The sequence below is a fragment of the Pseudomonas sp. NFACC16-2 genome (assembly GCF_900119205.1).
Lineage (GTDB): Bacteria > Pseudomonadota > Gammaproteobacteria > Pseudomonadales > Pseudomonadaceae > Aquipseudomonas > Aquipseudomonas fluorescens_Q.
The window spans coordinates 125072-151994 of the sequence record NZ_FPIX01000006.1; the positions used below are offsets into that span (position 1 = coordinate 125072).

Consider the following 26923-nt stretch of genomic DNA (forward strand, 5'->3'; position numbering starts at 1 on the left):
TCCCCACACGGTACCGCCCATGAACCGCATCCTGACCATCGAAGACGACGCCGTGACCGCCCGTGAAATCGTCGCCGAGCTGACCCGCAACGGCCTGGACGTCGATTGGGTCGACAACGGCCGCGAAGGCCTGGAACGGGCGGTGAGCGGCGACTACGACCTGATCACCCTCGACCGCATGCTGCCCGAGCTCGACGGCCTGGTGATCGTCACCACGCTGCGTACCATGGGTGTAGCCACGCCGATCCTGATGATCAGCGCCCTCTCCGACGTGGACGAGCGGGTCCGTGGCTTGCGGGCCGGCGGCGACGACTACCTCACCAAACCGTTCGCCACCGACGAAATGGCCGCCCGGGTCGAAGTGCTGCTGCGGCGCAACAATGGCGCCCGCGAGCCGGAAACCGTACTGCGGGTAGCCGACCTGGAGCTGAACCTGATCAGCCGAGAAGCCAGCCGCAACGGGCAACTGCTCAGCCTGCTGCCCACCGAATACAAGCTGCTCGAATTCCTGATGCGCAACAGCGGACAGATCCTCTCGCGCATGATGATTTTCGAGGAAGTCTGGGGCTATCACTTCGACCCAGGCACCAACCTGATCGACGTGCACATTGGCCGCTTGCGCAAGAAAATCGATCCGCCGGGCCTGGAACCGCTGATTCGCACGGTACGGGGCTCCGGCTATGTCATTGCTGAACCCCGCTAAAGGCTGGCGCTCCTCCAGCAGCCGTCTGCTGGCGCTGTACAGTTCGCTGTTCGTGATCTGGAGCGCGATCCTGATGGGGGTCATGTATTACGAAGTGTTTGGCTACCTCGACAGCCTGGCCAAGCACTCCCTGATGCAGCGCCAGCACCTGTTCGCCCGGATCCATGGCGATCAACTGGAAGATGCGCTCATGGCCAGCCTGACGCTGGACGAGCGCGGCGTCGACGCCTACGGGCTGTTCGATCCGCAACTGCGCCATTTGAGCGGGCCGATCGTGCGGATTCCGGCGGATCTGCCGTTGGACGGCAAGATCCACATGCTCGGCGGTTGCGTCGATTCCGACGACCCCAGCGTGCCTTCCGACAGTTGTGACGCGGTGGCGAGCCGGACCCAGGACGGCCGCTGGCTGGTACTTGCGCGGGACAATGGCTCGTTGTTCGCCGTGACCCGCATCATCTTGCACGCGCTGTTCTGGGGGGTATCGCTGACGATCTTGCCGGGTATCGCCGGCTGGCATCTGCTGCGCCGGCGACCGTTGCAGCGGATTCGCAAACTGCAGGCCAGTGCCGAAGCCATCGTTGCCGGCGACCTGACCCATCGCCTGCCGCTGTCGAGCCGGCGTGATGAATTGGACATGCTGGCGGCGATCGTCAATGCCATGCTCGAGCGCATCGAACGCTTGATGAATGAGGTCAAGGGCGTGTGCGATAACATCGCCCATGACCTGCGCACCCCCTTGACGCGTCTGCGTGCCCAACTTTATCGCATCCAGCAGCAAGCGCCGGACGGCTCGCCCGAGGCCTTGCAAATGGATCAGGTGATCGCCGAGACCGACACCCTGATGGCGCGGTTTCGGGGGTTGTTGCGGATTTCTGAACTGGAAGACCAGCAGCGGCGCTCGGGTTTCGTGCGCCTCGACCCGCTACAGTTATTGCAGGAGCTGCATGACTTTTACCTGCCGCTGGCCGAGGAAGGCGAGCTGACCTTCAGCCTCGAGGTGCCTGATGCGCTGCCCCTGCTCAACGGCGACCGGGCATTATTGTTCGAGGCCGTCTCGAACCTGCTGAGCAACTCCATCAAGTTCACCCCGCCGGGAGGCACAGTGATCTTGCGTGGGGTCGATCAGGGCGACAGCACCCGCATCGAAGTGCTCGATTCAGGCCCGGGCATCCCCGAGGCGGAGCGCAAGGCCGTGTTTCGCCGTTTCTACCGTGCCGAGGGCAGCAGCCAGCACGGCGGATTCGGCCTGGGCCTGTCGATCGTCGCCGCGATCGTCAATCTGCATGGGTTCACGCTGGAGGTAGGCAGCAGCGAACACGGCGGCGCGCGGTTGGTGCTCGATTGCCGAGGGACGCTGCTTTAGCTCGTCGGGATTGTGGAAACACATCGGGACCTGTGAAACACATCACTTGTGGCGAGGGGATTTATCCCCGTTGGGCTGCGAAGCAGCCCTAATTCCGTGCCTCGTTTGCAATGGCGAGCGCTTCGCACTCGAACGGGGATAAATCCCCTCGCCACACCGGGCTCACTCACTGGCCATTCCGTCCCTCAAGGGTCACCGCGATGCAGCGGGATATTTTCCAGCTCATAGCGCAGCTCTTCGATCAACTTAGCGATGCTCTCTTCCGAACGGACGCTGTCGACACTCATGCCGCTCACCACCAGGTCCACCTCGCCGCTTTCACGGTGATACAGGCGTACAGTGAGGGTGCCGTCACCATTGAGGCTGCATTCGCAGGCCAGCGGCGTAAAGCTTTCTTCCAGGCGAGTGCGCAAGGGGGCCAGATGGGTCATGAAATGCACCTTAGCCCTGGGGCCACAAATGACCGGTGGCCAGCACCGACCTCCTGGTCCGCATAGGCATCCTGTCGCTCTCATACTGGGTTAGTACACTGCACATTGTGGCGTATTCCTTGACTGTTTCGTGGGGACGCGACATCACAGACGATGTCGCACACTGACAGCCTAAGGAACCGACCCCCCATGCAAAACCCGAATTTGCACCAGCATGCCCGGTGCATTTGCACTGGCTATCATGGTGCCTTCATTCGCCATTCGTTCGCGAATAAACCCCGCTCCCGCGCCCAGACAATCGCCTCGCTGCGGCTATGGACATCCAGTTTCGAATACAGCGTAGCCACGTGATTGCGCACGGTATTGGGGGCCAGCTTCAGGCGCGCGGCGATTTCCTTGTCTGCCAAGCCCTCGCAAATCAGCCCCAGCACGTCACGCTCCCGGGCCGTCAGCTCGGTGAATGACACGCTGGGCACCTGGGCGTTGATGCTCTTCACGTTAGCCAATTTTTCAATCAGGGTCCGACTGAACCAGGACGCATCTTTCATCACCTCTTCGATAGCCGCCACCAATTCCAGCTCCGAGCGTTTGCGCTCGGTGATGTTCATCAGCACCAACAGATAGCAAGGTTTGTCCTGGATGAGCACCGTATCGGCGGCGACCTCACAGTCGATGAGTTCGCCCCCCTTCTTGTGCACCTTGACGTCGATACTCGAGACAGCAGCGGCCTTTTCCAGCCGGGCAAACAGCGCGGCGCTGGCGTCCTTGTCGAGAAAGCCGATTTCCTCCACGGTTTTTCCCAGCAGCTCTTCGCTGGCGTAACCGGTGGTCTGGAGAAACGCCTCGTTGATTTCCAACAACTGCTGTTCAGCGCTGCACACCAGAGTGGGTACGGGCGACAGGCGGAACGACTTGGCAAAGCGCTCCTCGCTCTGGCGCAGGGCCGTTTCCGCCTTGCGTCGCGGCTCCATGTCCATGAAGGAAAACAGCATGCAGTCTTCATCGTGCAGGTCCAGCGGCTGGCCGGCGACGATCACCTGTTTGCTGGTGCCGTCGGGCAATTTCAACTCGGCCTGCATTTGCGGAATGGTCGCACCCTGCCCCAGGCGTTCGATGGCCAAGTCGCGTCTTTCGGCAGCTTCAAGCACGTCAAGCTCATAGACCGAACGCCCAATCACCTGCTCGCGACTGTAACCGGTCATCTCCAGGAATCCCGGATTGACCTTGATGTAACGCAGGTCACTGAGGCGACAGATCACCGCCGGTGCCGGGTTGGCCCCGAAGGTTTTCTCGAAGCGCTGCTCGGCGCTGGCCCATTCGGTGGCATCGCTGAGGATCAGCACGAGAAGCTCCGGCTCGCCGTTGCGGTCGGCCAGCACCATGCTGCGGATCCGATGCACCCAGGTCCGATCCGGGTCGGCCTGGGGCGTGACTTCCACCAGCACATCGCTGAACTCATCGCCACGGGCAACCCGGGCGATGGGGTAGTTGTCGTCGCTCAGCGGGTGATTGTTGCGATAACGCAAATTGAAACGCCGGGCGTACTGCCTGGCCGTGGTGCCCAGCTCACTGAGATCCTTGACCCCGTGCATCGCCAAGGCCGCTGCGTTGGCCCAGGCAATGGTCTGGTCGACCTCGATCAACATCACTCCATCGGACAGCCCGGCAATGATCTGCAGTAATTGACGACGGTTGGTATCGGTGGTCGGGACTTGCTGATTCATTGGGTCTCCATGTGGTCAGAAGGTTTCAAGCATGGATGCGTTGAAGGTTACGACCACATGGGTTTGCAATAGTGCATCGGCCCTTCAAGCCGCCATGCGCCCCTCGGCAATCGCTTGTGAGGCGGCCAGCATCGCTCGCAGCAGCACTGCGCAACCGGCGGCGAGGTCGTCCGGGGCGGCGTTTTCGATTTCGTTGTGGCTGATACCCCCTTCGCAGGGCACGAAGATCATCCCGGCCGGGCCCAGTTCGGCGAGGAAGATCGCGTCATGGCCGGCACCGCTGACGATGTCCAGGTGGGACAGGCCCAGCCCTTGGGCAGCGTCGCGTACGGCGTCGACGCAGCCCTTGTCGAAATACAGCGGCGGGAAATCGGCCGTGGGTTTCAAATCGAAGGTCAGGCCGTGCTGCTGGCAGGTGTCTTCGATCACCTGCTTGACCTCGGCGATCATCGAATCCAGCCGCGCCGGTTCCAGGTGACGAAAGTCCAGGGTCATGCGCACTTCGCCGGGGATGACATTGCGCGACCCCGGATAAGCTTGCAGGCACCCGACCGTGCCGCAGGCATGGGGTTGATGACCGAGGGCGGCGCGGTTGACGGCGCCGACGATGATCGAGGCGCCCACCAGGGCGTCCTTGCGCAGGTGCATCGGGGTCGGGCCGGCGTGGGCCTCGACGCCGCGCAAGGTCAGGTCGAACCACTTCTGCCCCAATGCGCCCATCACCACGCCGATGGTCTTGCCTTCGTCTTCGAGGATCGGCCCCTGTTCGATGTGCGCCTCGAAATACGCCCCCACCGGATGCCCGCTGACCGGGCGCGGGCCGGCATAGCCGATGGCGTTGAGCGCCTGGCCCACGGTGATGCCCTCGGCGTCGACCTTGGCGAGGGTTTCTTCGAGGGTGAATTTTTCCGCGAACACGCCGGAGCCCATCATGCACGGGGCGAAACGCGAGCCTTCCTCGTTGGTCCACACCACCACTTCCAGCGGCGCTTCGGTTTCGATGTTCAGGTCGTTGAGGGTGCGCAACACTTCCAGCCCGGAGAGCACGCCAAAGCAGCCGTCGAACTTGCCACCGGTGGGCTGGGTGTCGATGTGGCTGCCGGTCATCACGGGCGGCAGGTTCGGATTGCGCCCCGGACGACGGGCGAAAATATTGCCCACCGCATCGATGCTGACGGTGCAGCCCGCCGCCTGGGTCCATTGCACGAACAGGTCGCGGGCCTGGCGGTCGAGGTCGGTCAGTGCCAGCCGGCACACGCCGCCCTTGACCGTGGCACCGAGCTGGGCCAGGTCCATGAGCGATTGCCACAGGCGATCGCGATTGATGTGCGGGTGGGTGGATTGCAGGACGTCGATGGCTGCGTTCATGGGGATCTCCATTTTTTCAGGCATGTTTTCGGTGTACTTGAGGCCACTGTCGCGAGCGATGAGGCCCTTCCTCACACCGCGGTTTTAGCGACGGATGGGCTCGCTCGCATACTGCACAACCCGTAATAAATCACCCCGCCCAGCGCCGAGCCGGTGAACCAGCCGTAGCTGTAGAACCAACTGAACGCATCGCTGCCCAGGGACAGCAGCGTCAGCACCACCGGCACGCCAAAGGCGATGAAGCCATTCCAGTTCCACGCCGGGTAAGTGTCGTCGCGGTACAACCCGGCCAGGTCCAGTTGCTGTTTCTTGATCAGGAAATAATCCACCACCATGATCCCGGCAATCGGTCCCAGCAGGCTCGAATAACCCAGCAGCCAGTTGGAATAGACCGACTCCAGGCTGACCTCGGACACAATCAGGCCAAGCTTCTTCAGCAGTTCGTGGGCCATCAGCGCCAGCCCCACCAACCCGGTGAGCATCACCGCCTTGGTGCGGCCGATCAGTTTCGGCGCCAGGTTCTGGAAGTCGTTGGTGGGCGAGACGATGTTGGCGGCGGTGTTGGTCGAGAGCGTGGCGACAATGATCAGCACCATGGCCAGGGCCACCCATACCGGGCTCTGGATGTGCCCGATCAAGGTCACCGGGTCGGAGACGGTCACCCCCACCAGTTTTTCCGAGGCGGCGGTCATGACCACGCCGAGGGAGGCGAACAGGAACATGGTCAATGGCAGGCCAATGATCTGCCCCACGATCTGGTCTTTCTGACTCCTGGCATAACGGCTGAAGTCAGGAATGTTCAACGACAGCGTGGCCCAGAAACCGACCATGGCCGTCAGGCCGGCAAGGAAGTAGCTGGTCACGCCGGCGCCTTCGGGACGCTTGGCCGGGACCGCCATCAGTTCAGTCAATGAAACGTTGGGCAATGCCCACACCAACAGACCGACGCCCACCAGCACCAGCAGCGGCGCTGACAAGGTTTCCAGCCACTTGATCGACTCGGCACCGCGCAGCACCACCCACAGGTTGATGACCCAGAACACCATGAAGCCCATCACTTCGCCGGTGCCGCCCAGGCTCTTCCAGCCATCGAACACCGAGCCGAGAAACAGGTGGATCGCCAGCCCGCCGAACAGGGTCTGGATGCCGAACCAGCCACAGGCCACCAGGGCGCGAATCAGGCACGGCACGTTGGAACCAATCACGCCAAAGGATGAGCGCAACAGCACCGGAAACGGAATGCCGTACTTGGTTCCGGCAAAGGCATTCAGGGTCAGGGGGACCAGCACGATGATGTTGGCAAACAGGATCGCCAGCAGCGCCTCGCCCACCGTCAGGCCGAAATAGGCGGTGAGCACGCCACCGAGGGTGTAGGTCGGCACGCAGATCGCCATGCCCACCCATAGTGCGGTGATGTGCCATTTGTTCCAGGTTCGCTCGTTCACCTTGGTCGGCGCAATGTCGTGGTTATAACGGGGGCTGTCGAGGACGTCGCTGCCGGCTTCAAGTTCGAACAATCCGTCGCGCTCGGTCACTGTTGATCTGGTCATGTCCGCTCCACTGTTTTCATTATTTTTGCTCATCGACGGGCGATGGCCGGAGTACTTGCACGCGTGCTACCGACCACCCCGCCAGACCCACGACGGCACTCAATAACCGTGCCGGATAATGCGCCGAGCTGACCGGATGATCGATATAACCCTTTCAACCTTTTGATGTTTAAGGTTTTAAAGCCACGTTATTGTCTTGTTTCACTCCCTGCTCACCGCCCTTGAGGCTAGATGACCTTCACGCCCTGTCGAGGGGGAGATTCAAAGTGGTGCACCCCGGATCAACGCAAGGTGTCTAGACCGCACTTGCAACGCTTTCAAGCCGCTGATTTACCATGACAAATCTCGCTCAAATAACGATCCTGTCAAGTGCGTCAAAATGGTGAGCAGGCTCACCATTTTGGTGAATTTATATTTTTATTCTTAAATTTCAATAAGTTAATTAACACATAAGCTTATAAAAAATAATCTTGCTCATTTCATAAACTCCAGCTAGCGTCTAATCCTGACAGTCGTGACAAGAATATAAACCGGCACGACTTTAACTACCGTGATCGATAAAACATAAAGAACCGGCAACAGTCGGTCATGCCTGCGAGGAACTCGGAATGTCTCTGTTGATCCGTGGCGCCACCGTTATTACCCATGATGAACGTTATCGCGCCGATGTGTTTTGCGCCGACGGCGTGATCAAGGCCATCGGCGACAACCTGGATGTTCCGGCCGGTGTCGAAGTGCTCGATGGCAGCGGTCAATACCTGATGCCCGGCGGCATCGATCCCCATACGCATATGCAGTTGCCATTCATGGGCACGGTCGCCAGCGAAGACTTCTTCAGCGGCACGGCGGCGGGTCTCGCCGGCGGCACCACCTCGATCATCGACTTCGTGATTCCCAACCCCCAACAGTCGCTGATGGAAGCCTTTCATCAATGGCGGGGCTGGGCCGAGAAAAGCGCCAGTGACTACGGTTTCCACGTGGCGATCACCTGGTGGAGCGAACAGGTGCGCGAAGAAATGGCCGAGCTGGTCAGCCATCATGGGGTGAACAGCTTCAAGCACTTCATGGCCTACAAGAACGCAATCATGGCCGCCGACGACACCTTGGTGGCGAGCTTCGAACGCTGCCTGGAATTGGGCGCGGTGCCCACGGTGCACGCCGAGAATGGCGAACTGGTCTATCACCTGCAACGCAAACTGTTGGCCCAGGGCATCACCGGCCCCGAAGCCCATCCGTTGTCGCGTCCTTCGCAAGTGGAAGGCGAAGCCGCGAGCCGCGCCATCCGCATCGCCGAAACCCTGGGCACACCGCTGTACCTGGTGCACGTGTCCACCAAGGAAGCGCTGGACGAAATCACCTACGCCCGCAGCAAGGGCCAACCGGTCTACGGTGAAGTACTGGCCGGGCATCTGTTGCTGGACGACAGTGTTTATCGCGACCCCGACTGGCAGACCGCCGCCGGCTACGTGATGAGCCCACCCTTTCGCCCACGCGGGCATCAAGAGGCTCTCTGGCACGGCTTGCAATCCGGCAACCTGCACACCACCGCCACCGATCACTGTTGCTTCTGCGCCGAACAGAAGGCTGCCGGCCGCGACGACTTCAGCAAGATCCCCAACGGCACCGCCGGCATCGAAGACCGCATGGCCGTGCTCTGGGACGAGGGGGTCAACAGCGGCAAATTGTCGATGCACGACTTCGTCGCCCTCACCTCCACCAACACCGCGAAGATCTTCAACCTCTACCCGCGCAAAGGGGCGATCCGCGTCGGCGCCGATGCCGACCTGGTGCTCTGGGACCCGCAAGGCAGCCGCACGATTTCCGCCAAGACCCACCATCAGCAGGTGGACTTCAACATCTTCGAAGGCAAGACCGTGCGCGGCGTGCCCAGCCACACCATCAGCCAGGGCCGGTTGGTGTGGGCCGACGGCGACCTACGGGCCGAGCGCGGCGCCGGGCGCTACATCGAGCGGCCGGCGTACCCGGCGGTGTTCGATTTGCTGAGCAAGCGGGCGGAGTTGAACAAGCCAACCGCCGTGAAACGCTGAAATCCGGGCCTTTGATCGTTCCCACGCTCCGCGTGGGAATGCCTCTGGGGACGCTCCGCGTTCCGCTCTGGGACGCAGAGCGTCCCGGGCTGCGTTCCCAAGCGGAGCGCGGGAACGATCAAGGCAACGAAAAAAACCACTGCCCACCAGAGGCAGCACCTCAAACACCGTGAGGCCCACTCCATGATCCAGCCCTTGAGTCACCTCCCCCATTCCCAGGAAGACCCGGCCACCCTCTCCGCCCGCTTCAGCGACCTGGCGCCACCGCTCAATGCGCGCCAGGCCCACCTGGAAGCCTCCCGGTGCCTGTATTGCTACGACGCACCGTGCGTGAACGCCTGTCCAAGCGAAATCGATATCCCTTCATTCATCCGCAACATCCACCAGGACAACGTCCAAGGCGCGGCCCAGAAAATCCTCTCGGCCAACATCCTCGGCGGCAGTTGTGCCCGGGTCTGCCCCACGGAGATCCTTTGCCAGCAAGCCTGCGTGCGCAACAACGTCCATGAGTGCGCGCCGGTATTGATCGGCCAACTGCAACGCTACGCCGTGGATAACGCCCATTTCAGCGAACACCCGTTCAAGCGTGCCGCCGCAACTGGCAAGCGCATCGCCGTGGTCGGTGCCGGCCCGGCGGGCTTGTCCTGCGCCCATCGCAGCGCGATGCACGGTCATGACGTGGTGGTTTTCGAGGCCCGTGAGAAAGCCGGCGGCCTCAACGAATACGGGATCGCCAAGTACAAACTGGTGGACGACTACGCCCAACGTGAACTGGACTTCCTGTTGGAGATCGGCGGCATCGAAATCCGCCATGGCCAGAAACTCGGCGAGAACCTGAGCCTGAGCGACCTGCACCAGCAGTTCGACGCGGTGTTCCTCGGCCTCGGCCTGGCGGCCAGCAAACAACTGGGCCTGAGCGACGAACAGGCGCCGGGGCTGCTGGCCGCCACCGACTACATCCGCGAACTGCGTCAGGCCGACGACCTCAGCCAGTTGCCCCTGGCCGACCGCTGCATCGTGCTCGGCGCCGGTAACACCGCCATCGACATGGCCGTGCAGATGGCTCGCCTCGGCGCCCGGGATGTCAACCTGGTGTACCGCCGTGGCTTGGAAGACATGGGCGCCACCGTCCATGAACAGGACATCGCCAAGGCCAATCAGGTGCGCCTGTTGACCTGGGCGCAGCCGCAACAGGTCTTGCTCGACGATGCCGGGAATGTGCGCGGCATGCGCTTCTCCCGCACCCACCTGGAAAACGGTCGGCTGGTCATCGGCACCGACACCTTCGACCTGCCCGCCGACGCCATTTTCAAAGCCATCGGCCAAGCCTTCGATGACAACGCACTGGTGGACCCACTGGCCCGGGAGCTCAAGCGCCAGGACGGACGAATTCTGGTGGACGAACACCTGCGCACCAGCGTTCCCGGTGTCTACGCCGGCGGCGATTGCACCAGCCTGGACCAGGACCTGACCGTGCAGGCCGTGCAGCACGGCAAACTCGCCGCCGAGGCGATCAACGCTCAACTGATGCTTAACGTGGAGGCTGCGTAAATGGCCGATCTATCGATTGTCTTTGCCGGCATCAAAGCCCCCAACCCGTTCTGGCTGGCCTCCGCGCCACCCACCGACAAGGCCTACAACGTGGTCCGCGCCTTCGAGGCCGGCTGGGGGGGCGTGGTCTGGAAAACCCTCGGGGAGGATCCGGCGGCGGTGAACGTGTCGTCGCGCTACTCAGCCCATTACGGCGCCAATCGCGAGGTGTTGGGCATCAACAACATCGAGCTGATCACCGACCGTTCCCTGGAGATCAACCTGCGGGAAATCACCCAGGTGAAAAAGGATTGGCCAGACCGGGCGTTGATCGTGTCGCTGATGGTGCCCTGCGTCGAAGAATCCTGGAAACGCATCCTGCCGTTGGTGGAAGCCACCGGCGCCGACGGCATCGAGCTGAACTTCGGCTGCCCCCATGGCATGCCGGAACGCGGCATGGGCGCGGCGGTCGGCCAGGTGCCGGAGTACGTCGAGCAAGTGACCCGCTGGTGCAAGACCTATTGCTCGTTGCCGGTGATCGTCAAGCTCACGCCGAACATCACCGACATCCGCGTCGCCGCCCGGGCCGCCCATCGCGGCGGCGCGGACGCGGTGTCGTTGATCAACACCATCAACTCCATCACCAGCGTCGACCTCGACCGCATGGTCGCCCTGCCCAGCGTCGGCAGCCAGAGCACCCACGGCGGTTATTGCGGCTCGGCGGTCAAGCCGATCGCCCTGAACATGGTCGCCGAAATCGCCCGCGACCCGCAGACCCACGGCTTGCCGATCTGCGGCATCGGCGGCATCGGTAGCTGGCGCGACGCGGCGGAATTCATCGCCTTGGGCAGCGGCGCGGTGCAAGTCTGCACCGCCGCAATGCTGCATGGGTTTCGCATCGTCGACGAGATGAAGGACGGCCTGTCGCGCTGGATGGACGAGCACGGCCACGCCAACCTCCAGGCCTTCTCCGGTCGCGCGGTGAGCAACACCACCGACTGGAAGTACCTGGACATCAACTACCAGGTCATCGCGAAAATCGACCAAGAGGCGTGCATCGGTTGCGGTCGCTGCCACATCGCCTGCGAAGACACCTCACACCAGGCCATCGCCAGCCTCAAGCAAGCAGACGGCACGCGTAAATATGAAGTGATCGATGAGGAATGCGTGGGCTGTAACCTGTGCCAGATCACCTGCCCGGTGCAAGACTGCATCGAAATGGTGACGGTGGACACCGGCAAGCCGTTCCTGGATTGGAACCATGATCCGCGCAATCCCTATCATGTAACCGCTTGAAGATTGGGGTGTCTGGACTGGCGCCATCGCGAGCTTGCTCGCGATGAGGCCCTAAGCCACAGCAAAAAACCTCAGGGCTCCCCCACCAGAAGCGCCCTATCCAACTAACAGTTCTGCTAGTAGACGCCCTCCCAAAAATATCCGAGCCTGACACAGCCCAGTTCGCCAAGCAGAGCCCAGCCCATGTCAGCGCCATCGATGAAAATACTGTGCCGCTATCAATATGACCCACTGGATCGCCTCGTAGGCTTGAAGCCTTTGGAGAACCCAGGCACCCAACGTTTCTATCAAAAAGACGAGTTGGTTAACGAGATAGAGGGCCAGTCGCAACTGACGATCATGCGTCACGGCCCCCAACCGCTGGCGCAACGATCAGGCACTGACGCCGCCGCCGAGACGATGCTGTTGGCGACGGATCAACAATGTTCGTTGCTCAGGACAGTGGCGGATACAGACTCGCGACAGATGGCCTATACCGCCTACGGTTATCGCACAGGGGAAAGCGGTTTGAGTTGCCTGCTCGGTTTTAATGGGGAGCGGCCTGACTCGATAACCGGTCATTATTTGTTGGGACAGGGTAATCGGGCTTTTAATCCGGTGTTGATGCGGTTCAATAGTCCGGATGAGTTGAGTCCTTTTGGGGAGGGGGGGATTAATGTGTATGCTTATTGTGGGAATGATCCGGTTAATCGGTATGATCCGAGTGGAAATGTTGCGATTGTTCAACCATGGAGATCGCCACCCATACAAAAAAACTACCCATTAACGGTCGTCCTCGGGAAAAAATTAAATTCTCTTGATTCTAAATCCATTACCATCTTTCAAGCTGCCCGGTCGGCACTACCTGCGCCTTGGAAAACTAAGCCACAATTCTATGGAGCCAATAAATCCACTTACTCTGCACTACCTGCAGAGCCGGCACATTCACTATATACAAGGGATAGTCCCCCGGGCACCCTCACCAACGCAACAGACAAAATCAACACACTTATCAATAGAGCAGCGCTGTACGATGAAGTCATTAAAGAACACCCGTTCATGACCAGACTGGTAAACACTCCAAGACGGCAGGCCTACAACGCTGCTGAAAGAAACCTCAATAAACTTAACACCAACGGTGCATCAGCAGAGCAAATTGAAAGAGCTACAGCCGAACTCACACTAGCTCGATGGAATGCGAAAAATGGCGATATCATCCAATACTTAGAAGTATCAGTATGGAATATTCGCACTAATCCCGACACTACCCCCAACCCAGTGAATAATCGAGCCCGCTCGCGGTAGCGACCATAAGTCGCTCATCACATGATTCCAAGACTACGACTAACAGTTCTGCTAGTAGACAGCCCCCCAAAAATATCCGAGCCTGACACAGCCCAGTTCGCCAAGCAGAACCCAGCCCATGTCAGCGCCATCGATGAAAATACTGTGCCGCTATCAATATGACCCACTGGATCGCCTCGTAGGCTTGAAGCCTCTGGAGAGCCCAGGCACCCAACGTTTCTATCAAGAAGACGAGTTGGTTAACGAGATAGAGGGTGAGTCGCAGCTGACGATCATGCGTCACGGCCCCCAGCCGCTGGCGCAACGATCAGGCACCTACGACGCCGCCGAAACGACGCTGTTGGCAACGGATCAACAACGTTCGTTGCTCAGGACAGTGGCGGATGCGCTCTCGCAACAGATGGTCTATACCGCCTATGGTTATCGCCCTGGGGAAAGTGGTTTGAGTTGTCTGCTCGGCTTCAATGGGGAGCGGCTTGACTCGATAACCGGTCATTATTTGTTGGGACAGGGTAATCGGGCTTTTAATCCGGTGTTGATGCGGTTCAATAGTCCGGATGAGTTGAGTCCTTTTGATGAGGGTGGAATCAATGCATACGCTTATTGCGGCAATGATCCGATTAATCAATATGATCCGAGTGGGAATTACAAAGTATGGAATATCCCAATAAGTTATCCAAATAGGTACTCAACATTCACAATCCAATCCACCATTATTTCCCGCCCCACTGCTTCCCGACCCATTCTTATAGGGCGAGTTAACCCAACGAGGAATTTGCTAGCCAATACCCGATCAACTTCCGCCACGCCAGCTGCCAATCCTATTACTAATGCGACCCATAGGGGATTTAGAGTATTGCCTCGTGAGGGCGAGCCTAAAGGATTCAGTTCTCACCATACCGGCCAACAACCCCCACAGCAAAAATCCACTCTAAATCACGCAAGAAAACGCCACGCGGCTGGACACTTTTACGATGAAGTCGTAGGTGGATGGATAGAAAAACACCCCAACAGACGTATATCGATAGATACAACGAAATTCGATGCCGCCACTGCAAATCTGGAAGCGCTTAGAGCAAAAAGGGCTGAGCCGGAATTGATCAGCCAGGAGGCCGCGAGAGTCCAAAGGCTTCGGCTGGACCTGAAAATAATCTCTCTACGGAAAATGGGATTTAAAACCGGAATCACTCTCAGAAAGAAACGAGGAGGAGAAACCGAGAAAATTCGCAGACAATAGAGCGTGAAACACCGCTATCCAACTTCATCAGCTACCACACACCCCCGTAGCGCCCAAACTACGGCTCCAACCCAATCCCTCGCAAAATCACACTGGTCACCGTCTGCACCGCCCGTTCGAACTGCATGTCCGACAGCGGCTGGTGGTCGTTGAGGATGTTGATCTGGTGGTCGAAGTCGGCGTAGTGCTGGGTCGAGGCCCAGATCATGTAGAGCAGGCTCGAGGGTTCTATCGGGAGGATGCGTTTATCTTCCACCCACTGGCGGATTTTCGCTTCCTTCATCTTGGCCCAGTCATAAAGGCTGGCGTCCAGGGCCTCACCCAGGGTCGGGGCGCCGTGGATGATTTCGTTGGCCCAGACTTTCGAGCCGTAGGGACGGCTGCGGGAGTGGTTCATCTTGGCGCGGATGTAGCTGCTGAGCACCACCCGGGGGTCGTCGAACATTTCGAAGCACAAGGCGTCCTGCTTCCAGACCTCCAGCAGGTCGAACAGCACGGCGCTGTAGAGTTCGCTCTTGGTGCTGAAGTAATAGTGCAGGTTGGAACGGGGCAATTGCACTTCGGCGGCGATGTCGGCCATGGCGGTGCTGCCGAAGCCTTTTTCGGCAAAGACCTTCTCGGCGGCCAGCAGGATTTTCTCGACGTTACTGCGACGAATCTCGATCTTGTGATTGCCCATGAGGGCTCCCTGGGGACAGCGTTGGTCAAGACTAGCATTCACTCACCTTCGAAAACACGGGTGGTCCCAATGGGAGTGAGCAAGCTCCCACATTTGGCCCTGTTGTCGTTCAGGCGGATGCACGCAGATACCCTTGTGGCGAGGGGATTTATCCCCGTTGGGCTGCGTAGCAGCCCTAAAGGCCTCGCCTCGGTGTGTCAGGAGGATTGCATCCGGTCGTTTTAGGGGCGCTTCGCACCCCAACGGGGATAAATCCCCTCGCCACAAGGGTGGTGATGAGCCGGCTAGCGTGCTTCGACGTTATCCAGCGCGCGGTTCGCCAGCAGTCCGCTCAGTTCAATCAATTGTTGGATGCCCAAGGCGATGTGACGCCTGGGACCTTCCAGGTCGAAGGCCAGGTCATTGACCATGGCATTGGCCGAGGCCAGGTTTTCGCTGAGGTTGGCGAGCAGGGTTTCGGTGTCGACGCCATGGGCGACGGTGAACAGTTGGCCGGGATCGGCCTCGGGTTTGCCGGGTTTGGGCTTGAGGTAGGCGTCGAGGATGCGGTCGGCGGTTTTGTCGAATTTTTTTGAGTTGGCTGGATCGGTGTCCGGCGGGTTGGGAGTTACTTTGAACATAATTGAAGCTCCGATGCTGTAGAAGGGAGCCAACACCCTCTCGCTACCAAACGAATTAGGGTGGCGGCCATACGAAGGTTGGTAGACCGGGCATCGGAGCCGGCGCCTCCGAAGAGACCCTGCGCATGGCCACCAAAAAGCGAAGTGCGTGATTGCACTCGCAAGAGATGACGCTATGCACCGACAGCCCGGGCTACCAAACCCGATCACTGATTCAATCAGTGACCCGGAAACGATAGAGCCCTGGCCCCCAGGCGCACAAGCCGGCGGATTCTGGCGCAGTTGTAGGCAACGGCGCAAGACAACGTAGCCCGATCCAGAGCGATCCTACATCTGGATAAACACAGGCCTGTTTGGACTGGGAATAGGGTGAACAACACACCTGTGGCGAGGGGATTTATCCCCGCTGGGCTGCGCAGCAGCCCTAAAGAAGGTTGAATGCAATCAACCTGACACACTGCCGCGATAGTAATTGGGGCTGCTTCGCAGCCCAACGGGGATAAATCCCCTCGCCACAAAAGACCTCACCGTCCATGAGATCGCGGCCATTCGACTAATGTCTTAGACCAGTCATCGCACAACCAAACGCACGCACCGCTACTCTCAGATTACCCATTTGCCCAGCACCAAGGCTTGTGATCTTGAACTCCGTCAGTGACACCCATCGAAACGCCTCATTTTGAAGCACCCTCGGCTTGGATAATTCCGATAATGGCCAGTTGACAACGAGGGGCAGCTTCCAAATAATCATCTCCATGTTGTACGACGACGTATGACAAATAAAAACAACAAAAAAGTAGGGAGCGTCATAGTGAGCACACGTGTCCGTTTTTCGCCCGACAACCGTCCAAAGCGCCGTACCCTCTTCAATTCCAGCCCCGCACTGATTCTGCTCGGTTGCAGCAGCTTGTCCCTGTTTCTGCCAATGACGGCCAGCGCCGAAGGCTTCGTTGATGACGCCAAGGCTACGCTGACCCTGCGCAACGCCTATTTCAACCGCAACTTCACCAACCCGAACGCCGCCCAAGGCAAAGCCGAGGAATGGACCCAGAACTTCATCCTCGACGCCAAGTCCGGCTTCACCCAGGGCGTGGTCGGTTTCGGCGTGGACGTGCTGGGCCTGTACTCAGTCAAGCTCGACGGCGGCCGTGGCACGGCGGGCACGCAACTGCTGCCGGTGCATGACGACGGTCGCCCCGCCGATGACTTCGGTCGCCTGGGCGTGGCCCTCAAGGCCAAGGTGTCGAAGACCGAATTGAAGGTCGGCGAATGGATGCCGGTGCTGCCGATCCTGCGCTCCGACGATGGCCGTTCCCTGCCGCAAACCTTCCGTGGCGGCCAGGTGACCTCCACCGAAATCAACGGCCTGAGCCTCTACGGCGGCCAGTTCCGCGCCAACAGCCCGCGCAACGACGCGAGCATGGAAGACATGTCGATGAACGGCCGCGGCGCGTTCACCTCCGACCGTTTCAACTTCGGCGGCGGTGAATACGCCTTCAACGAAAAACGCACCCAGGTCGGCGTGTGGTACGCGGAACTGTCCGACATCTACCAGCAACAATATTTCAACCTGACCCACAGCCAGCCCATCGGCGACTGGACCCTGGGTGCCAACCTCGGCTACTTCACCGGCAAGGAAAACGGCAGCGCGTTGGCCGGCGACCTGGACAACAAAACCGCGTTCGCCATGCTCTCGGCCAAGTACGGTGGCAACACCTTTTATGTCGGCCTGCAGAAAGTCGGCGGCGATGATGCCTGGATGCGCGTCAACGGCACCAGCGGCGGCACCCTGGCCAACGACAGCTACAACTCCAGCTACGACAACGCCAAGGAAAAATCCTGGCAAGTGCGCCACGACTTCAACTTCGCCGCCGTCGGCGTGCCGGGCCTGACGTTGATGAACCGCTACATCAGCGGCGACAACGTGCACACCGCCACCGTTGACGACGGCAAGGAATGGGGTCGCGAAACCGAACTGGCCTACACCGTGCAGAGCGGTGCGCTGAAGAGCCTCAACGTGAAATGGCGTAACGCATCGATTCGTCGGGACTACAGCACCAACGAATTTGACGAGAACCGCATTTTCATCAGCTACCCGCTTTCGCTTCTGTAACACCAGGATCCATTGCCATGAGCGCATCCCATGGCAACCTGCGGCAGGGACGCCGATCCAGAGCGGTTCGTCGATCAAACGTTGACAAGGTAACGGAAGGATAAGGATATTCCCTCTCGGTCGTACGACAACTTATAACAACTGTACCTCTCATAGTTTGCTCAGGTAATGCCATGACCACGACACAGATTCGTCATCCCTTCAATCGCCTCCTATTGACCGGCGCCGCTGGCGGCCTTGGCAAAGTCTTGCGCGAACGCCTCAAGCCTTTCGCCCGCCATATTCGCCTGTCGGACATCGCCAACATGGCCCCGGCCATCGACGAAAGCGAAGAAGTGATGCTGTGCGACCTGTCGGACAAGCAGGCCGTGCACCAACTGGTCGAAGGCGTCGATGCCATCCTGCATTTCGGTGGTGTTTCGGTGGAGCGTCCGTTCGAAGAAATCCTCGGCGCCAACATCAGCGGCGTCTTTCACATTTATGAAGCCGCCCGCAAACACGGCGTCAAGCGAGTGATCTTCGCCAGCTCCAACCACGTCATCGGTTTCTACAAACAGGACGAGACCATCGACGCTCTCTCCCCTCGCCGCCCGGATGGCTACTACGGCCTGTCCAAGTCCTACGGTGAAGACGTCGCCAATTTCTACTTCGATCGCTACGGCATCGAGACCGTGAGCATCCGCATCGGCTCGTCGTTCGCTGAACCGCAGAACCGCCGGATGATGAGCACCTGGCTGAGCTTCGACGACCTCACCCAACTGATCGAATGCGCGCTCTACGCCCCGAAAGTCGGCCACACCGTGGTCTACGGCGTGTCCGCCAACCGCGACGTCTGGTGGGACAACAGCCACGCCGCGCACCTGGGCTACCAGCCCAAGGACACCTCGGAAATCTTCCGCGCCAAGGTCGAAGCGCAGCCGATGCCGGCCGCCGATGACCCGGCCATGGTTTATCAGGGTGGCGCCTTTGTGGCAGCCGGCCCATTCGACGACTGATTCGCTGTTTTTCATGGGATACGCACGCACAAAGGAATCACCATGCAAGCCGAATTGATTGTCGATGCACGCAACGCCGTCGGGGAAAGCCCGGTATGGGTTCCCGAGGAAAACGCCCTGTATTGGGTGAACATTCCCAACGGTGGCCTGCAATGCTGGAACGCTAGCAGCGGAAAGCTCCAGGGCTGGGAAGCGCCCGAAATGCTCGCCTGCATCGCCCGTCACCAGGACGGCGGTTGGATCGCGGGCATGGAGAGCGGTTTCTTTCGCCTGCACCCCAATGACGACGGCAGCCTGGACAGCGAACTGTGCGCGAACGTCGAGCACAGCCGCACCGACATGCGCCTCAACGATGGCCGCTGCGACCGCCAAGGGCGTTTCTGGGCCGGCAGCATGGTGCTGAACATGGGCGCCAACGCTGACGAAGGCCGGATGTATCGTTACGAGGCAGGCCAGCGCAGCCCGGTCGAGGCGCAACTGAGCGGTTTCATCGTGCCCAATGGCCTGGGCTTCAGCCCGGACGGACGCACGATGTACCTCTCCGATTCACACCCGCTGGTGCAGCAGATCTGGGCCTTCGACTACGACATCGACAGCGGCACACCGTCCAACCGGCGGCTGTTCGTCGACATGATGCCGTTGGCCGGTCGCCCGGACGGCGCCGCGGTGGATGCCGACGGTTGCTATTGGATCTGCGCCAACGATGCCGGGCTGATTCACCGTTTCACCCCGGACGGACGTCTCGACCGTTCACTGCAAGTGCCAGTGAAGAAACCGACCATGTGCGCCTTTGGCGGCAGTCGCCTGGACACCCTCTTCGTCACCTCGATCCGCCCCGGTGACGACAACGACCCGCAGTCCCTGGCCGGTGGCGTGTTCGCCCTCAACCCCGGCGTCAAGGGCCTGGCTGAACCCATTTTCGGAGGGTTGAAGCACTCCGCGAACTGACCTGCTGTGCCGCTTCATTGGATGAGCCATAAAAACAACAACACTGGAGATGGACCATGAATTTCAAACGCACGCTTTTGATCGCAGCCCTTCCCCTGGCCTTCCTGGCGCAGGCGGCCCATGCCCTTGAGCTCAAGATCGCCGACATCCATCCCAAGGGTTACCCGACCGTGGTCGCCGAGGAATCCATGGGTAAGACCCTGGAAAAAGAGAGTAACGGCGAACTGAAGTTCAAGTACTTCCCGGGCGGCGTACTGGGCTCCGAGAAGGAAGTCATCGAGCAGATGCAAACCGGCGCGGTCCAGATGTCCCGAGTCAGCCTGGGCATCGTCGGTCCCGTCGTGCCGGACGTGAACGTGTTCAACATGCCGTTCATCTTCCGCGACCAGGCCCACATGCGCGCCGTCATCGACGGTGAAGTCGGCGATGCGATCCTCGACCGGATCACCAATTCCGAATTCGGCCTGGTGGCCCTGGCCTGGATGGACGGCGGCACGCGCAACCTCTACACCAAGAAACCCGTGCGCAAGCTTGAAGACATGAAGGGCATGAAGATTCGCGTGCAGGGCAACCCGATGTTCATCGAGACCATCAACGCCATGGGCGGCAATGGCATCGCCATGGACACTGGCGAGATCTTCAGCGCCTTGCAGACTGGCGTGATCGACGGCGCGGAAAACAACCCGCCGACCATGCTCGAACACAACCACTACCAGAACGCCAAGTACTACAGCCTGACCGGCCACCTGATCCTGCCTGAGCCGATCGTGATGTCGAAAATCACCTGGAACAAGCTCACCCCAGAGCAGCAAGACATGGTGAAAAAAGCCGCCAAGGCCGCCCAGGCTGAAGAGCGCGTGCTGTGGGACAAGAAGTCCACCGCCAGTGAGGAAAAACTCAAGGCCGCCGGCGTCGAGTTCATCACCGTGGACAAGAAACCTTTCTACGACGCCACGGCGCCGATCCGGGCCAAATACGGCGCGCCGTATGCCGACCTGATCAAGCGTATCGAAGCCGTTCAGTAAGCCCTCTCAATCCGTACTCATGAAAAGGCTGGGCGCGCCTGCGGTTAAAAGGTGCGCCCGGTTACGGTGGAACCCGATGAAGAATTTGCTGCTGCGTATCAACGACACGATCTACATGACTTGCATCTGGGTGGCCGGCCTTTCTGTCCTGGCGGTTGCGCTGATGATTCCCTGGGGTGTGTTTGCCCGCTACGTGCTGGGCTCAGGTTCGAGCTGGCCGGAACCCACCGCCATCCTGCTGATGATCGTGTTCACCTTCATCGGCGCCGCCGCCAGCTACCGCTCCGGCTCGCATATGGCCGTCGACATGGTGACCTCTCGCATGCCGCCTCACTTGAAAACCGCAGCGTCGGTGTTCTCCCAGTTGTTGATGGTGGCGGTCTGCATTTTCATGACGGTCTGGGGCGCCAAGCTGTGCATGACCACCTGGAATCAATTCATGAGTGCCATACCCACCCTTCGCGTCGGCATCACCTACATGCCGATTCCGATTGGAGGTTTCCTGACCCTGATTTTTGTCCTGGAAAAACTCTTTCTGGGTGATCAAAGCAAGCGTCGGGTCGTGCAATTCGACCTGGTCGAAGAAAACGAAGGTGCCGCTTAATGGACGCGCTGATTCTGCTGGGCAGTTTTTTGTTGTTGATCCTGATCGGCATGCCGGTCGCCTACGCGCTGGGCGCTGCCGCCCTGATCGGGGCGTGGTGGATCGATATTCCGTTCCAGGCCATGATGATCCAGGTAACGGGCGGGGTGAACAAATTCTCGCTGCTGGCCATTCCGTTCTTCGTCCTGGCCGGTGCGATCATGGCCGAGGGCGGCATGTCCCGCCGCCTGGTGGCATTCGCCAGTGTGTTGGTAGGCTTCGTGCGCGGTGGCCTCTCCTTGGTCAACCTCGTGGCCTCGAGCTTTTTTGGCGCGATCTCCGGTTCCTCGGTAGCCGATACCGCCTCGGTCGGTTCAGTGTTGATCCCGGAAATGACACGCCAGGGCTATCCGCGAGATTACGCCACCGCCGTCACCGTCAGTGGTTCGGTACAAGCGCTGCTGACACCGCCCAGCCACAACGCGGTGCTGTACTCCCTCGCCGCTGGCGGCACCGTCTCCATCGGTTCGCTGTTCATGGCCGGCATCGTCCCCGGCATCATGATGAACCTCTGCCTGATGGCGCTGTGCCTGGTCTTCGCGAAAAAGCGCAATTACCCCAAGGGCGAAGTGATTCCGCTCAAGCAAGCGTTGAAGATCTGCCGGGAAGCCATGTGGGGCATGATGACCCTGTTCATCATCCTTGGCGGCATTCTCTCGGGTGTTTTCACCGCCACCGAATCGGCCGCCATTGCCGTGGTGTGGGCGTTCTTCGTGACCATGTGCATCTATCGCGACTACAAGTGGAGCGAGTTGCCGAAGCTGATGCACCGCACGGTGCGCACGATCTCCATCGTGATGATCCTGATCGGCTTCGCCGCCAGCTTCGGCTACATCATGACGCTGATGGAAATCCCGGCGAAGATCACCACGGCATTCCTGACGCTGTCGGACAACCGTTACGTGATCCTGATGTGCATCAACGTGATGTTGCTGCTGCTGGGCACCGTGATGGACATGGCGCCGCTGATCCTGATCCTGACGCCGATCCTGATGCCGGTGATCGTGGGCATCGGCGTGGACCCGGTGCAGTTCGGCATGATCATGCTGGTGAACCTGGGCATCGGCTTGATCACGCCACCGGTGGGCGCGGTGCTGTTCGTGGGCTCGGCCATTGGCAAGGTCAGCATCGAAAGCACCGTCAAGGCGCTGCTGCCGTTCTACGCCATGCTGTTCGTGGTGCTGATGCTCGTGACCTACATCCCTGCCATTTCCCTGTGGTTGCCGCATCTGGTGTTGTAACCATGACAAATCCCCTGTGATCAGGGGATTTATCTGTGGCAGAGATTATCTGTGGCAGAGATTATCTGTGGCGAGGGGATTTATCCCCCCTGGGCTGCGTAGCAGCCCCAGAACCGGCAACTGGGATCTGTCTGATGCACCGAGATCCGCGTCTCTGGGGGCTGCTTCGCAGCCCAGCGGGGATAAATCCCCTCGCCACAACAGCGTGTTCGCACAAAAACCTCTGTAACACCATTTCCAACTCAGCAGACCAACACCCCCATGACGCCACCCCTTCTCCACCTCGAAGACGAACTGACCCACCTCACCCTGGCCCCGCATCTGGGCGCCAGCCTGGTCGACTGGACGTTGCGCACCAACGGCGCCCCGCTACTGCGCCCTCCCGCACTCCAGGCGCTGGAAAATGGCCTGCCAGGCAAACTCGGCGGCTTCCCGTTGATCCCCTGGTCGAACCGGATCGCCAAGGGCGGTTTCGATTGCCCCGGCGGCTGGCTCGCCTTGGATGCCAACAGCCCCAACGATCCGTTTCCGATCCATGGCAGTGCGTGGCAACAAGCGTGGCAGGTGATCGAGCACAGTGCCCAGGAAACGTTGCTGCAACTCGACAGCCAACAGCCGTTTGCCTACCGCGCCAGCCTGCAGATCCGTCTGAGCGGCGGCCAGTTACAGCTCGCAATGCACGTCACCCACATGGCCGAACAGGCCGCGTGGCACGGGCTGGGCTTGCATCCGTACTTTCCACGCACCATCGCCACGCGCCTGCAAACCCGCGCCAGCGAGGTCTGGATGTGCGATGCGACAAAACTGCCCACGGAACTGACCAACATTCCTGAACACTGGGATTTCCAGGCGCTCCGTTTACTGCCGGACACGCTTGTCGACAACGGCTTCGGCGGTTGGGACGGGCAATGCCTGATCCAGCAGCCGGACCTAGGCTATGAACTGGAGTGCCGGGCCAGCGGCTGCGACTATTTCCTGCTCTACTGTCCCGTAGGCCTGGACTTCTTTTGCATCGAACCGGTCAGCCACCCGGTCAACGCCCATCACCTGCCGGGGCGACCGGGGTTGCGCTTGCTGGAGCGAGGGCAATCGGTGGCGCTGGGGTTTTCGATGCAATGCAGGTTGCTGTAACACCTGTGGCGAGGGAGCTTGCTCCCGCTGGGCTACGCAGCAGCCCTTTCATGCGTTCTTCCCGCACAGGTTCGCTGTCATGCCCGCGCAGATCCAAAGCTTTCTCGACCCCGCCTCGAAGACCTATACCTACGTCGTCTATGAACACGATGGAGGGCAGTGCGCGGTGGTGGACCCGGTGCTGGACTATGACCCGGCCTCGGGCCGCAGCGGCACCGCTCAGGCCGAGCGGGTGATCGCCTTCGTGCGCGAACACCGGTTGACGGTGCAATGGCTGCTGGAGACCCACGCCCACGCCGATCACTTATCCGCCGCGCCTTACTTGCGCAAGGCGCTGGGAGGGAAGATCGCCATCGGCCAGGCCATCGGCGAGGTCCAACAAGTCTTCAAGAGGCTGTTCAACCTTGAACCGCAGTTTGCCGTCGACGGCTCCCAGTTCGATCATCTGTTCGCCGCCGACGAAGGGTTTTTCATAGGCAACCTCAAGGCCACCGCATTGCACGTGCCCGGCCACACTCCGGCGGACATGGCCTACCTGATCGATGGCGACGTGATTCTGGTAGGCGATACGCTGTTCATGCCGGACGTGGGCACCGCCCGCTGCGACTTTCCCGGTGGCAACGCCCATCAACTCTACGCCTCGATTTGCAAACTGCTGGCCTTCCCCGCCAGCGTGCGGCTCTATGTGTGCCACGACTATCCACCGGATGAGCGCGAGCCCCATTGCGTGAGCACCGTGGGTGAACAACGCCAGCACAACATTCATGTGCGCGATGGGATCGATGAAGCCACGTTCGTGGCCATGCGTACCCAGCGCGACAAGACGCTGGGCATGCCGACGCTGCTGTTGCCGGCGATCCAGGTCAATGTGCGGGCCGGCCACCTGCCGCCGGCCGAGGACAATGGCGTGACCTACCTGAAGATTCCGATCAATCAGCTTTAGAAGCTCGAAAGATCACCACAATCAATGTGGGAGCGAGCTTGCTCGCGATGGCAATAGATCTGCTGGCGCTGATGTTGAATGTGACGGCCTCATCGCGAGCAAGCTCGCTCCCACAGGTGATATGGTCTTTTGATTCAGGTCCCCAAGGTCAACCCATTGGCCGGCAACGGTAGCGCAGTCTTGTAGCGCACTTGCTTGAGGGCAAAGCTGGAGCGGATGTTCGCCACGCCCGGGACCTTGGTCAGGAAGTCCATCATGAAGCGCTCCAGCGACTGGATGGTCGGCACCAGCACACGGATCAGGTAATCCGGATCGCCTGCCATCAGGTAGCACTCCATCACTTCCGGGCGGTCGGAGATCGCCTCTTCGAAATGCTGTAGCGCCTCTTCCACCTGCTTCTCCAAACTCACATGGATGAACACGTTGACGTGCAGGCCCAGCAGGTCGGCGTCCAGCAGCGTGACTTGCTCGCGGATCACCCCCAACTCCTCCATGGCCCGGACACGGTTGAAGCACGGGGTCGGCGACAGATTGACCGAGCGGGCGAGATCGGCGTTGGTGATGCGGGCGTTTTCCTGAAGGCTGTTCAAAATGCCGATATCGGTGCGATCCAATTTACGCATGAGACAAATAATCCTGTTTTTTATCGTTGTGCAGATTTTTTATCTGCAAATGATCTGAACAGCAAGCCAACAGAGAAAAATATTCTTCTGTGTCGAGCCTATGATTGTTGTAGGACAATTTCCCGTACCCGGGGAAATTCGTCAGCTAGCGCGCCCACTACAAGAAATTCACAAGATCGAGCGTAGAAAGCCATGAACCCAGCGTACGAACCGCTACGCCTGCACGTTCCCGAACCCTCGGGCCGTCCCGGCTGCAAGACCGACTTTTCCTACCTGCATCTGTCCGATGCCGGCACGGTGCGTAAACCTTCCATCGACGTCGAACCCGCCGACACCGCCGACCTGGCCCGCAGCCTGATCCGCGTGCTCGATGACCAAGGCAATGCCCACGGCCCATGGGCCGAAGACGTGCCACTCGACATCTTGCGCAAAGGCATGCGCGCCATGCTCAAGACGCGCATCTACGACAACCGCATGGTGGTCGCCCAACGCCAGAAAAAAATGTCGTTCTACATGCAGAGCCTCGGCGAGGAAGCCATTGGCAGCGGCCAGGCCCTGGCGCTGAACATCGATGACATGTGCTTCCCCACCTATCGCCAGCAAAGCATCCTGATGGCTCGCGAAGTGCCGTTGGTGGGCATGATCTGCCAACTGCTATCCAACGAGCGCGATCCGCTCAAGGGGCGGCAGTTACCGATCATGTACTCGGTCAAGGACGCCGGTTTCTTCACCATCTCCGGCAACCTCGCCACGCAATTCATCCAGGGCGTTGGCTGGGGCATGGCCTCGGCGATCAAGGGCGATACCAAGATCGCCTCGGCCTGGATCGGTGACGGTGCCACCGCCGAATCGGACTTCCACACGGCCCTCACCTTTGCCCACGTCTATCGGGCGCCGGTGATCCTCAACGTGGTCAACAACCAGTGGGCGATCTCCACCTTCCAGGCCATTGCCGGCGGTGAAGCCACGACCTTCGCCGGACGCGGCGTCGGTTGCGGCATCGCTTCGCTGCGGGTCGATGGCAACGATTTCATGGCCGTCTACGCCGCCTCGCGCTGGGCCGCCGAACGTGCCCGCCGCAACCTCGGCCCGGCGCTGATCGAATGGGTCACCTACCGCGCCGGCCCGCACTCCACCTCGGACGATCCTTCGAAATACCGTCCCGCCGACGACTGGAGCCACTTCCCGCTGGGCGATCCGATTGCCCGTCTCAAGCAGCACATGGTCAAGATCGGCCAATGGTCCGAAGAGGAACATGCCGCAGTTACCGCTGAACTCGAAGCCGAGGTGATGGCCGCGCAGAAGGAAGCCGAGCAGTACGGCACCCTCGCTGGCGGGCAGATTCCAAGCGCCGCGACCATGTTCGAAGACGTCTACAAAGAGATGCCGGAGCACTTGAAGCGCCAGCGTCAGCAGTTGGGGATCTGA

Annotated in this window: 23 protein-coding genes; 16 read left to right on the forward strand and 7 right to left on the reverse strand. The window is 60.1% G+C overall.

Translation table 11 applies throughout. The features are described 5' to 3' along the window. Positions 1-19: 19 nt before the first annotated feature. The gene (locus BT116_RS07875; protein WP_039592999.1) at positions 20-703 is read left to right on the forward strand and encodes a response regulator transcription factor; all 684 of its coding nucleotides are present in this window, start codon (positions 20-22) and stop codon (positions 701-703) included. Beyond that, a complete protein-coding gene (locus tag BT116_RS07880; protein WP_072341938.1) occupies positions 681-2066 on the forward strand; it encodes a sensor histidine kinase in 1386 nt (461 codons plus the stop codon). Before BT116_RS07875 ends, BT116_RS07880 begins: the two co-directional genes overlap by 23 nt. Positions 2067-2251: 185 nt before the next feature. On the opposite strand, the gene BT116_RS07885 is transcribed toward BT116_RS07880, so the two are convergent. The 4 genes from BT116_RS07885 to BT116_RS07900 form a co-directional block, all read right to left on the reverse strand. Continuing rightward, positions 2252-2497: a DUF1652 domain-containing protein gene (locus BT116_RS07885; protein ID WP_063320669.1), complete on the reverse strand. Its 246-nt coding sequence runs from the start codon at positions 2495-2497 to the stop codon at positions 2252-2254. A 239-nt stretch (positions 2498-2736) separates the two neighbouring features. Then, positions 2737-4221, reverse strand: a complete 1485-nt coding sequence (locus BT116_RS07890) for a helix-turn-helix transcriptional regulator (protein ID WP_072341941.1) — start codon at positions 4219-4221, stop codon at positions 2737-2739. A gap of 84 nt (positions 4222-4305) precedes the next feature. Further along, positions 4306-5589 carry a Zn-dependent hydrolase gene (locus BT116_RS07895; RefSeq protein ID WP_072341944.1) on the reverse strand — a complete coding sequence of 428 codons (1284 nt, stop codon included), beginning with the start codon at positions 5587-5589 and terminating at the stop codon, positions 4306-4308. A gap of 71 nt (positions 5590-5660) precedes the next feature. Continuing rightward, positions 5661-7139 carry an NCS1 family nucleobase:cation symporter-1 gene (locus BT116_RS07900; protein ID WP_072341947.1) on the reverse strand — a complete coding sequence of 493 codons (1479 nt, stop codon included), beginning with the start codon at positions 7137-7139 and terminating at the stop codon, positions 5661-5663. A gap of 608 nt (positions 7140-7747) precedes the next feature. On the opposite strand from BT116_RS07900, the gene hydA reads away from it, so the two are divergent. From hydA to BT116_RS30085, 5 genes are all read left to right on the forward strand, one after another. After that, positions 7748-9187, forward strand: a complete 1440-nt coding sequence (hydA, locus tag BT116_RS07905) for a dihydropyrimidinase (RefSeq protein ID WP_072341950.1) — start codon at positions 7748-7750, stop codon at positions 9185-9187. Positions 9188-9370: 183 nt separating this feature from the next. Beyond that, complete coding sequence (locus tag BT116_RS07910; protein WP_072341954.1) at positions 9371-10738, forward strand: NAD(P)-dependent oxidoreductase; 1368 nt, start codon at positions 9371-9373, stop codon at positions 10736-10738. Continuing rightward, the gene (preA, locus tag BT116_RS07915; protein WP_072341957.1) at positions 10739-12013 is read left to right on the forward strand and encodes an NAD-dependent dihydropyrimidine dehydrogenase subunit PreA; all 1275 of its coding nucleotides are present in this window, start codon (positions 10739-10741) and stop codon (positions 12011-12013) included. 183 nt (positions 12014-12196) lie between these two features. Further along, positions 12197-13297 carry an RHS repeat-associated core domain-containing protein gene (locus tag BT116_RS30080; protein WP_083569118.1) on the forward strand — a complete coding sequence of 367 codons (1101 nt, stop codon included), beginning with the start codon at positions 12197-12199 and terminating at the stop codon, positions 13295-13297. Positions 13298-13415: 118 nt separating this feature from the next. Beyond that, positions 13416-14534 (forward strand): RHS repeat-associated core domain-containing protein, encoded by a 1119-nt coding sequence (locus tag BT116_RS30085; protein WP_083569119.1) that lies wholly within the window; start codon positions 13416-13418, stop codon positions 14532-14534. A gap of 58 nt (positions 14535-14592) precedes the next feature. Here the strand turns inward: BT116_RS30085 and BT116_RS07930 are convergent, their stop codons facing one another. Both BT116_RS07930 and BT116_RS07935 read right to left on the reverse strand, forming a co-directional pair. Further along, positions 14593-15213, reverse strand: coding sequence for a TetR/AcrR family transcriptional regulator (locus BT116_RS07930; protein WP_072341959.1), 621 nt, complete (start codon positions 15211-15213; stop codon positions 14593-14595). Between the two features lie 284 nt (positions 15214-15497). Beyond that, positions 15498-15833, reverse strand: a complete 336-nt coding sequence (locus BT116_RS07935) for a DUF6124 family protein (protein ID WP_072341965.1) — start codon at positions 15831-15833, stop codon at positions 15498-15500. 925 nt (positions 15834-16758) lie between these two features. Between BT116_RS07935 and BT116_RS07940 the strand changes: the two genes are divergently transcribed. The 8 genes from BT116_RS07940 (at position 16759) to BT116_RS07975 (ending at position 24872) form a co-directional block, all read left to right on the forward strand. Beyond that, positions 16759-17946, forward strand: a complete 1188-nt coding sequence (locus tag BT116_RS07940) for an OprD family porin (protein ID WP_371914353.1) — start codon at positions 16759-16761, stop codon at positions 17944-17946. A 173-nt stretch (positions 17947-18119) separates the two neighbouring features. Then, a complete protein-coding gene (locus tag BT116_RS07945) occupies positions 18120-18941 on the forward strand; it encodes an NAD-dependent epimerase/dehydratase family protein (protein WP_072341973.1) in 822 nt (273 codons plus the stop codon). Positions 18942-18983: 42 nt separating this feature from the next. Further along, the gene (locus BT116_RS07950) at positions 18984-19889 is read left to right on the forward strand and encodes an SMP-30/gluconolactonase/LRE family protein (RefSeq protein WP_072341976.1); all 906 of its coding nucleotides are present in this window, start codon (positions 18984-18986) and stop codon (positions 19887-19889) included. A gap of 56 nt (positions 19890-19945) precedes the next feature. Next, the gene (locus BT116_RS07955) at positions 19946-20914 is read left to right on the forward strand and encodes a TRAP transporter substrate-binding protein (RefSeq protein WP_072341979.1); all 969 of its coding nucleotides are present in this window, start codon (positions 19946-19948) and stop codon (positions 20912-20914) included. 76 nt (positions 20915-20990) lie between these two features. Next, on the forward strand, positions 20991-21518 hold the full coding sequence (locus BT116_RS07960) for a TRAP transporter small permease (protein WP_072341982.1): 528 nt from the start codon (positions 20991-20993) through the stop codon (positions 21516-21518). Next, positions 21518-22798: a TRAP transporter large permease gene (locus BT116_RS07965; protein ID WP_018605859.1), complete on the forward strand. Its 1281-nt coding sequence runs from the start codon at positions 21518-21520 to the stop codon at positions 22796-22798. The genes BT116_RS07960 and BT116_RS07965 overlap by 1 nt, the downstream gene beginning before the upstream one ends. 261 nt (positions 22799-23059) lie before the next feature. Next, the gene (locus tag BT116_RS07970; RefSeq protein ID WP_072341985.1) at positions 23060-23929 is read left to right on the forward strand and encodes an aldose 1-epimerase; all 870 of its coding nucleotides are present in this window, start codon (positions 23060-23062) and stop codon (positions 23927-23929) included. A gap of 79 nt (positions 23930-24008) precedes the next feature. Next, a complete protein-coding gene (locus BT116_RS07975) occupies positions 24009-24872 on the forward strand; it encodes an MBL fold metallo-hydrolase (RefSeq protein ID WP_072341988.1) in 864 nt (287 codons plus the stop codon). A 134-nt stretch (positions 24873-25006) separates the two neighbouring features. Here the strand turns inward: BT116_RS07975 and bkdR are convergent, their stop codons facing one another. Further along, positions 25007-25495 carry a Bkd operon transcriptional regulator BkdR gene (bkdR, locus tag BT116_RS07980; protein ID WP_003202929.1) on the reverse strand — a complete coding sequence of 163 codons (489 nt, stop codon included), beginning with the start codon at positions 25493-25495 and terminating at the stop codon, positions 25007-25009. A 192-nt stretch (positions 25496-25687) separates the two neighbouring features. Here bkdR and BT116_RS07985 point away from each other — a divergent pair, with 192 nt between their 5' ends. Continuing rightward, entirely contained in the window at positions 25688-26923 is a 1236-nt protein-coding gene (locus BT116_RS07985; RefSeq protein ID WP_072341991.1) for a 3-methyl-2-oxobutanoate dehydrogenase (2-methylpropanoyl-transferring) subunit alpha, read from the forward strand.

What these genes read in the sequence shown, in the direction of transcription:
- BT116_RS30085 (WP_083569119.1), top strand. Translation starts at nt 13,416, where the DNA reads ATGTCAGCGCCATCGATGAAAATACTGTGCCGCTATCAATATGACCCA.
- BT116_RS07895 (WP_072341944.1), bottom strand. Translation starts at nt 5,589, where the DNA reads ATGAACGCAGCCATCGACGTCCTGCAATCCACCCACCCGCACATCAAT.
- bkdR (WP_003202929.1), bottom strand. Translation starts at nt 25,495, where the DNA reads ATGCGTAAATTGGATCGCACCGATATCGGCATTTTGAACAGCCTTCAG.
- BT116_RS07985 (WP_072341991.1), top strand. Translation starts at nt 25,688, where the DNA reads ATGAACCCAGCGTACGAACCGCTACGCCTGCACGTTCCCGAACCCTCG.
- BT116_RS07885 (WP_063320669.1), bottom strand. Translation starts at nt 2,497, where the DNA reads ATGACCCATCTGGCCCCCTTGCGCACTCGCCTGGAAGAAAGCTTTACG.
- BT116_RS07955 (WP_072341979.1), top strand. Translation starts at nt 19,946, where the DNA reads ATGAATTTCAAACGCACGCTTTTGATCGCAGCCCTTCCCCTGGCCTTC.
- hydA (WP_072341950.1), top strand. Translation starts at nt 7,748, where the DNA reads ATGTCTCTGTTGATCCGTGGCGCCACCGTTATTACCCATGATGAACGT.
- BT116_RS07960 (WP_072341982.1), top strand. Translation starts at nt 20,991, where the DNA reads ATGAAGAATTTGCTGCTGCGTATCAACGACACGATCTACATGACTTGC.
- BT116_RS07940 (WP_371914353.1), top strand. Translation starts at nt 16,759, where the DNA reads ATGACGGCCAGCGCCGAAGGCTTCGTTGATGACGCCAAGGCTACGCTG.
- BT116_RS07910 (WP_072341954.1), top strand. Translation starts at nt 9,371, where the DNA reads ATGATCCAGCCCTTGAGTCACCTCCCCCATTCCCAGGAAGACCCGGCC.
- preA (WP_072341957.1), top strand. Translation starts at nt 10,739, where the DNA reads ATGGCCGATCTATCGATTGTCTTTGCCGGCATCAAAGCCCCCAACCCG.
- BT116_RS07880 (WP_072341938.1), top strand. Translation starts at nt 681, where the DNA reads ATGTCATTGCTGAACCCCGCTAAAGGCTGGCGCTCCTCCAGCAGCCGT.
- BT116_RS30080 (WP_083569118.1), top strand. Translation starts at nt 12,197, where the DNA reads ATGTCAGCGCCATCGATGAAAATACTGTGCCGCTATCAATATGACCCA.
- BT116_RS07970 (WP_072341985.1), top strand. Translation starts at nt 23,060, where the DNA reads ATGACGCCACCCCTTCTCCACCTCGAAGACGAACTGACCCACCTCACC.
- BT116_RS07930 (WP_072341959.1), bottom strand. Translation starts at nt 15,213, where the DNA reads ATGGGCAATCACAAGATCGAGATTCGTCGCAGTAACGTCGAGAAAATC.
- BT116_RS07945 (WP_072341973.1), top strand. Translation starts at nt 18,120, where the DNA reads ATGACCACGACACAGATTCGTCATCCCTTCAATCGCCTCCTATTGACC.
- BT116_RS07975 (WP_072341988.1), top strand. Translation starts at nt 24,009, where the DNA reads ATGCCCGCGCAGATCCAAAGCTTTCTCGACCCCGCCTCGAAGACCTAT.
- BT116_RS07965 (WP_018605859.1), top strand. Translation starts at nt 21,518, where the DNA reads ATGGACGCGCTGATTCTGCTGGGCAGTTTTTTGTTGTTGATCCTGATC.
- BT116_RS07950 (WP_072341976.1), top strand. Translation starts at nt 18,984, where the DNA reads ATGCAAGCCGAATTGATTGTCGATGCACGCAACGCCGTCGGGGAAAGC.
- BT116_RS07890 (WP_072341941.1), bottom strand. Translation starts at nt 4,221, where the DNA reads ATGAATCAGCAAGTCCCGACCACCGATACCAACCGTCGTCAATTACTG.
- BT116_RS07900 (WP_072341947.1), bottom strand. Translation starts at nt 7,139, where the DNA reads ATGACCAGATCAACAGTGACCGAGCGCGACGGATTGTTCGAACTTGAA.
- BT116_RS07875 (WP_039592999.1), top strand. Translation starts at nt 20, where the DNA reads ATGAACCGCATCCTGACCATCGAAGACGACGCCGTGACCGCCCGTGAA.
- BT116_RS07935 (WP_072341965.1), bottom strand. Translation starts at nt 15,833, where the DNA reads ATGTTCAAAGTAACTCCCAACCCGCCGGACACCGATCCAGCCAACTCA.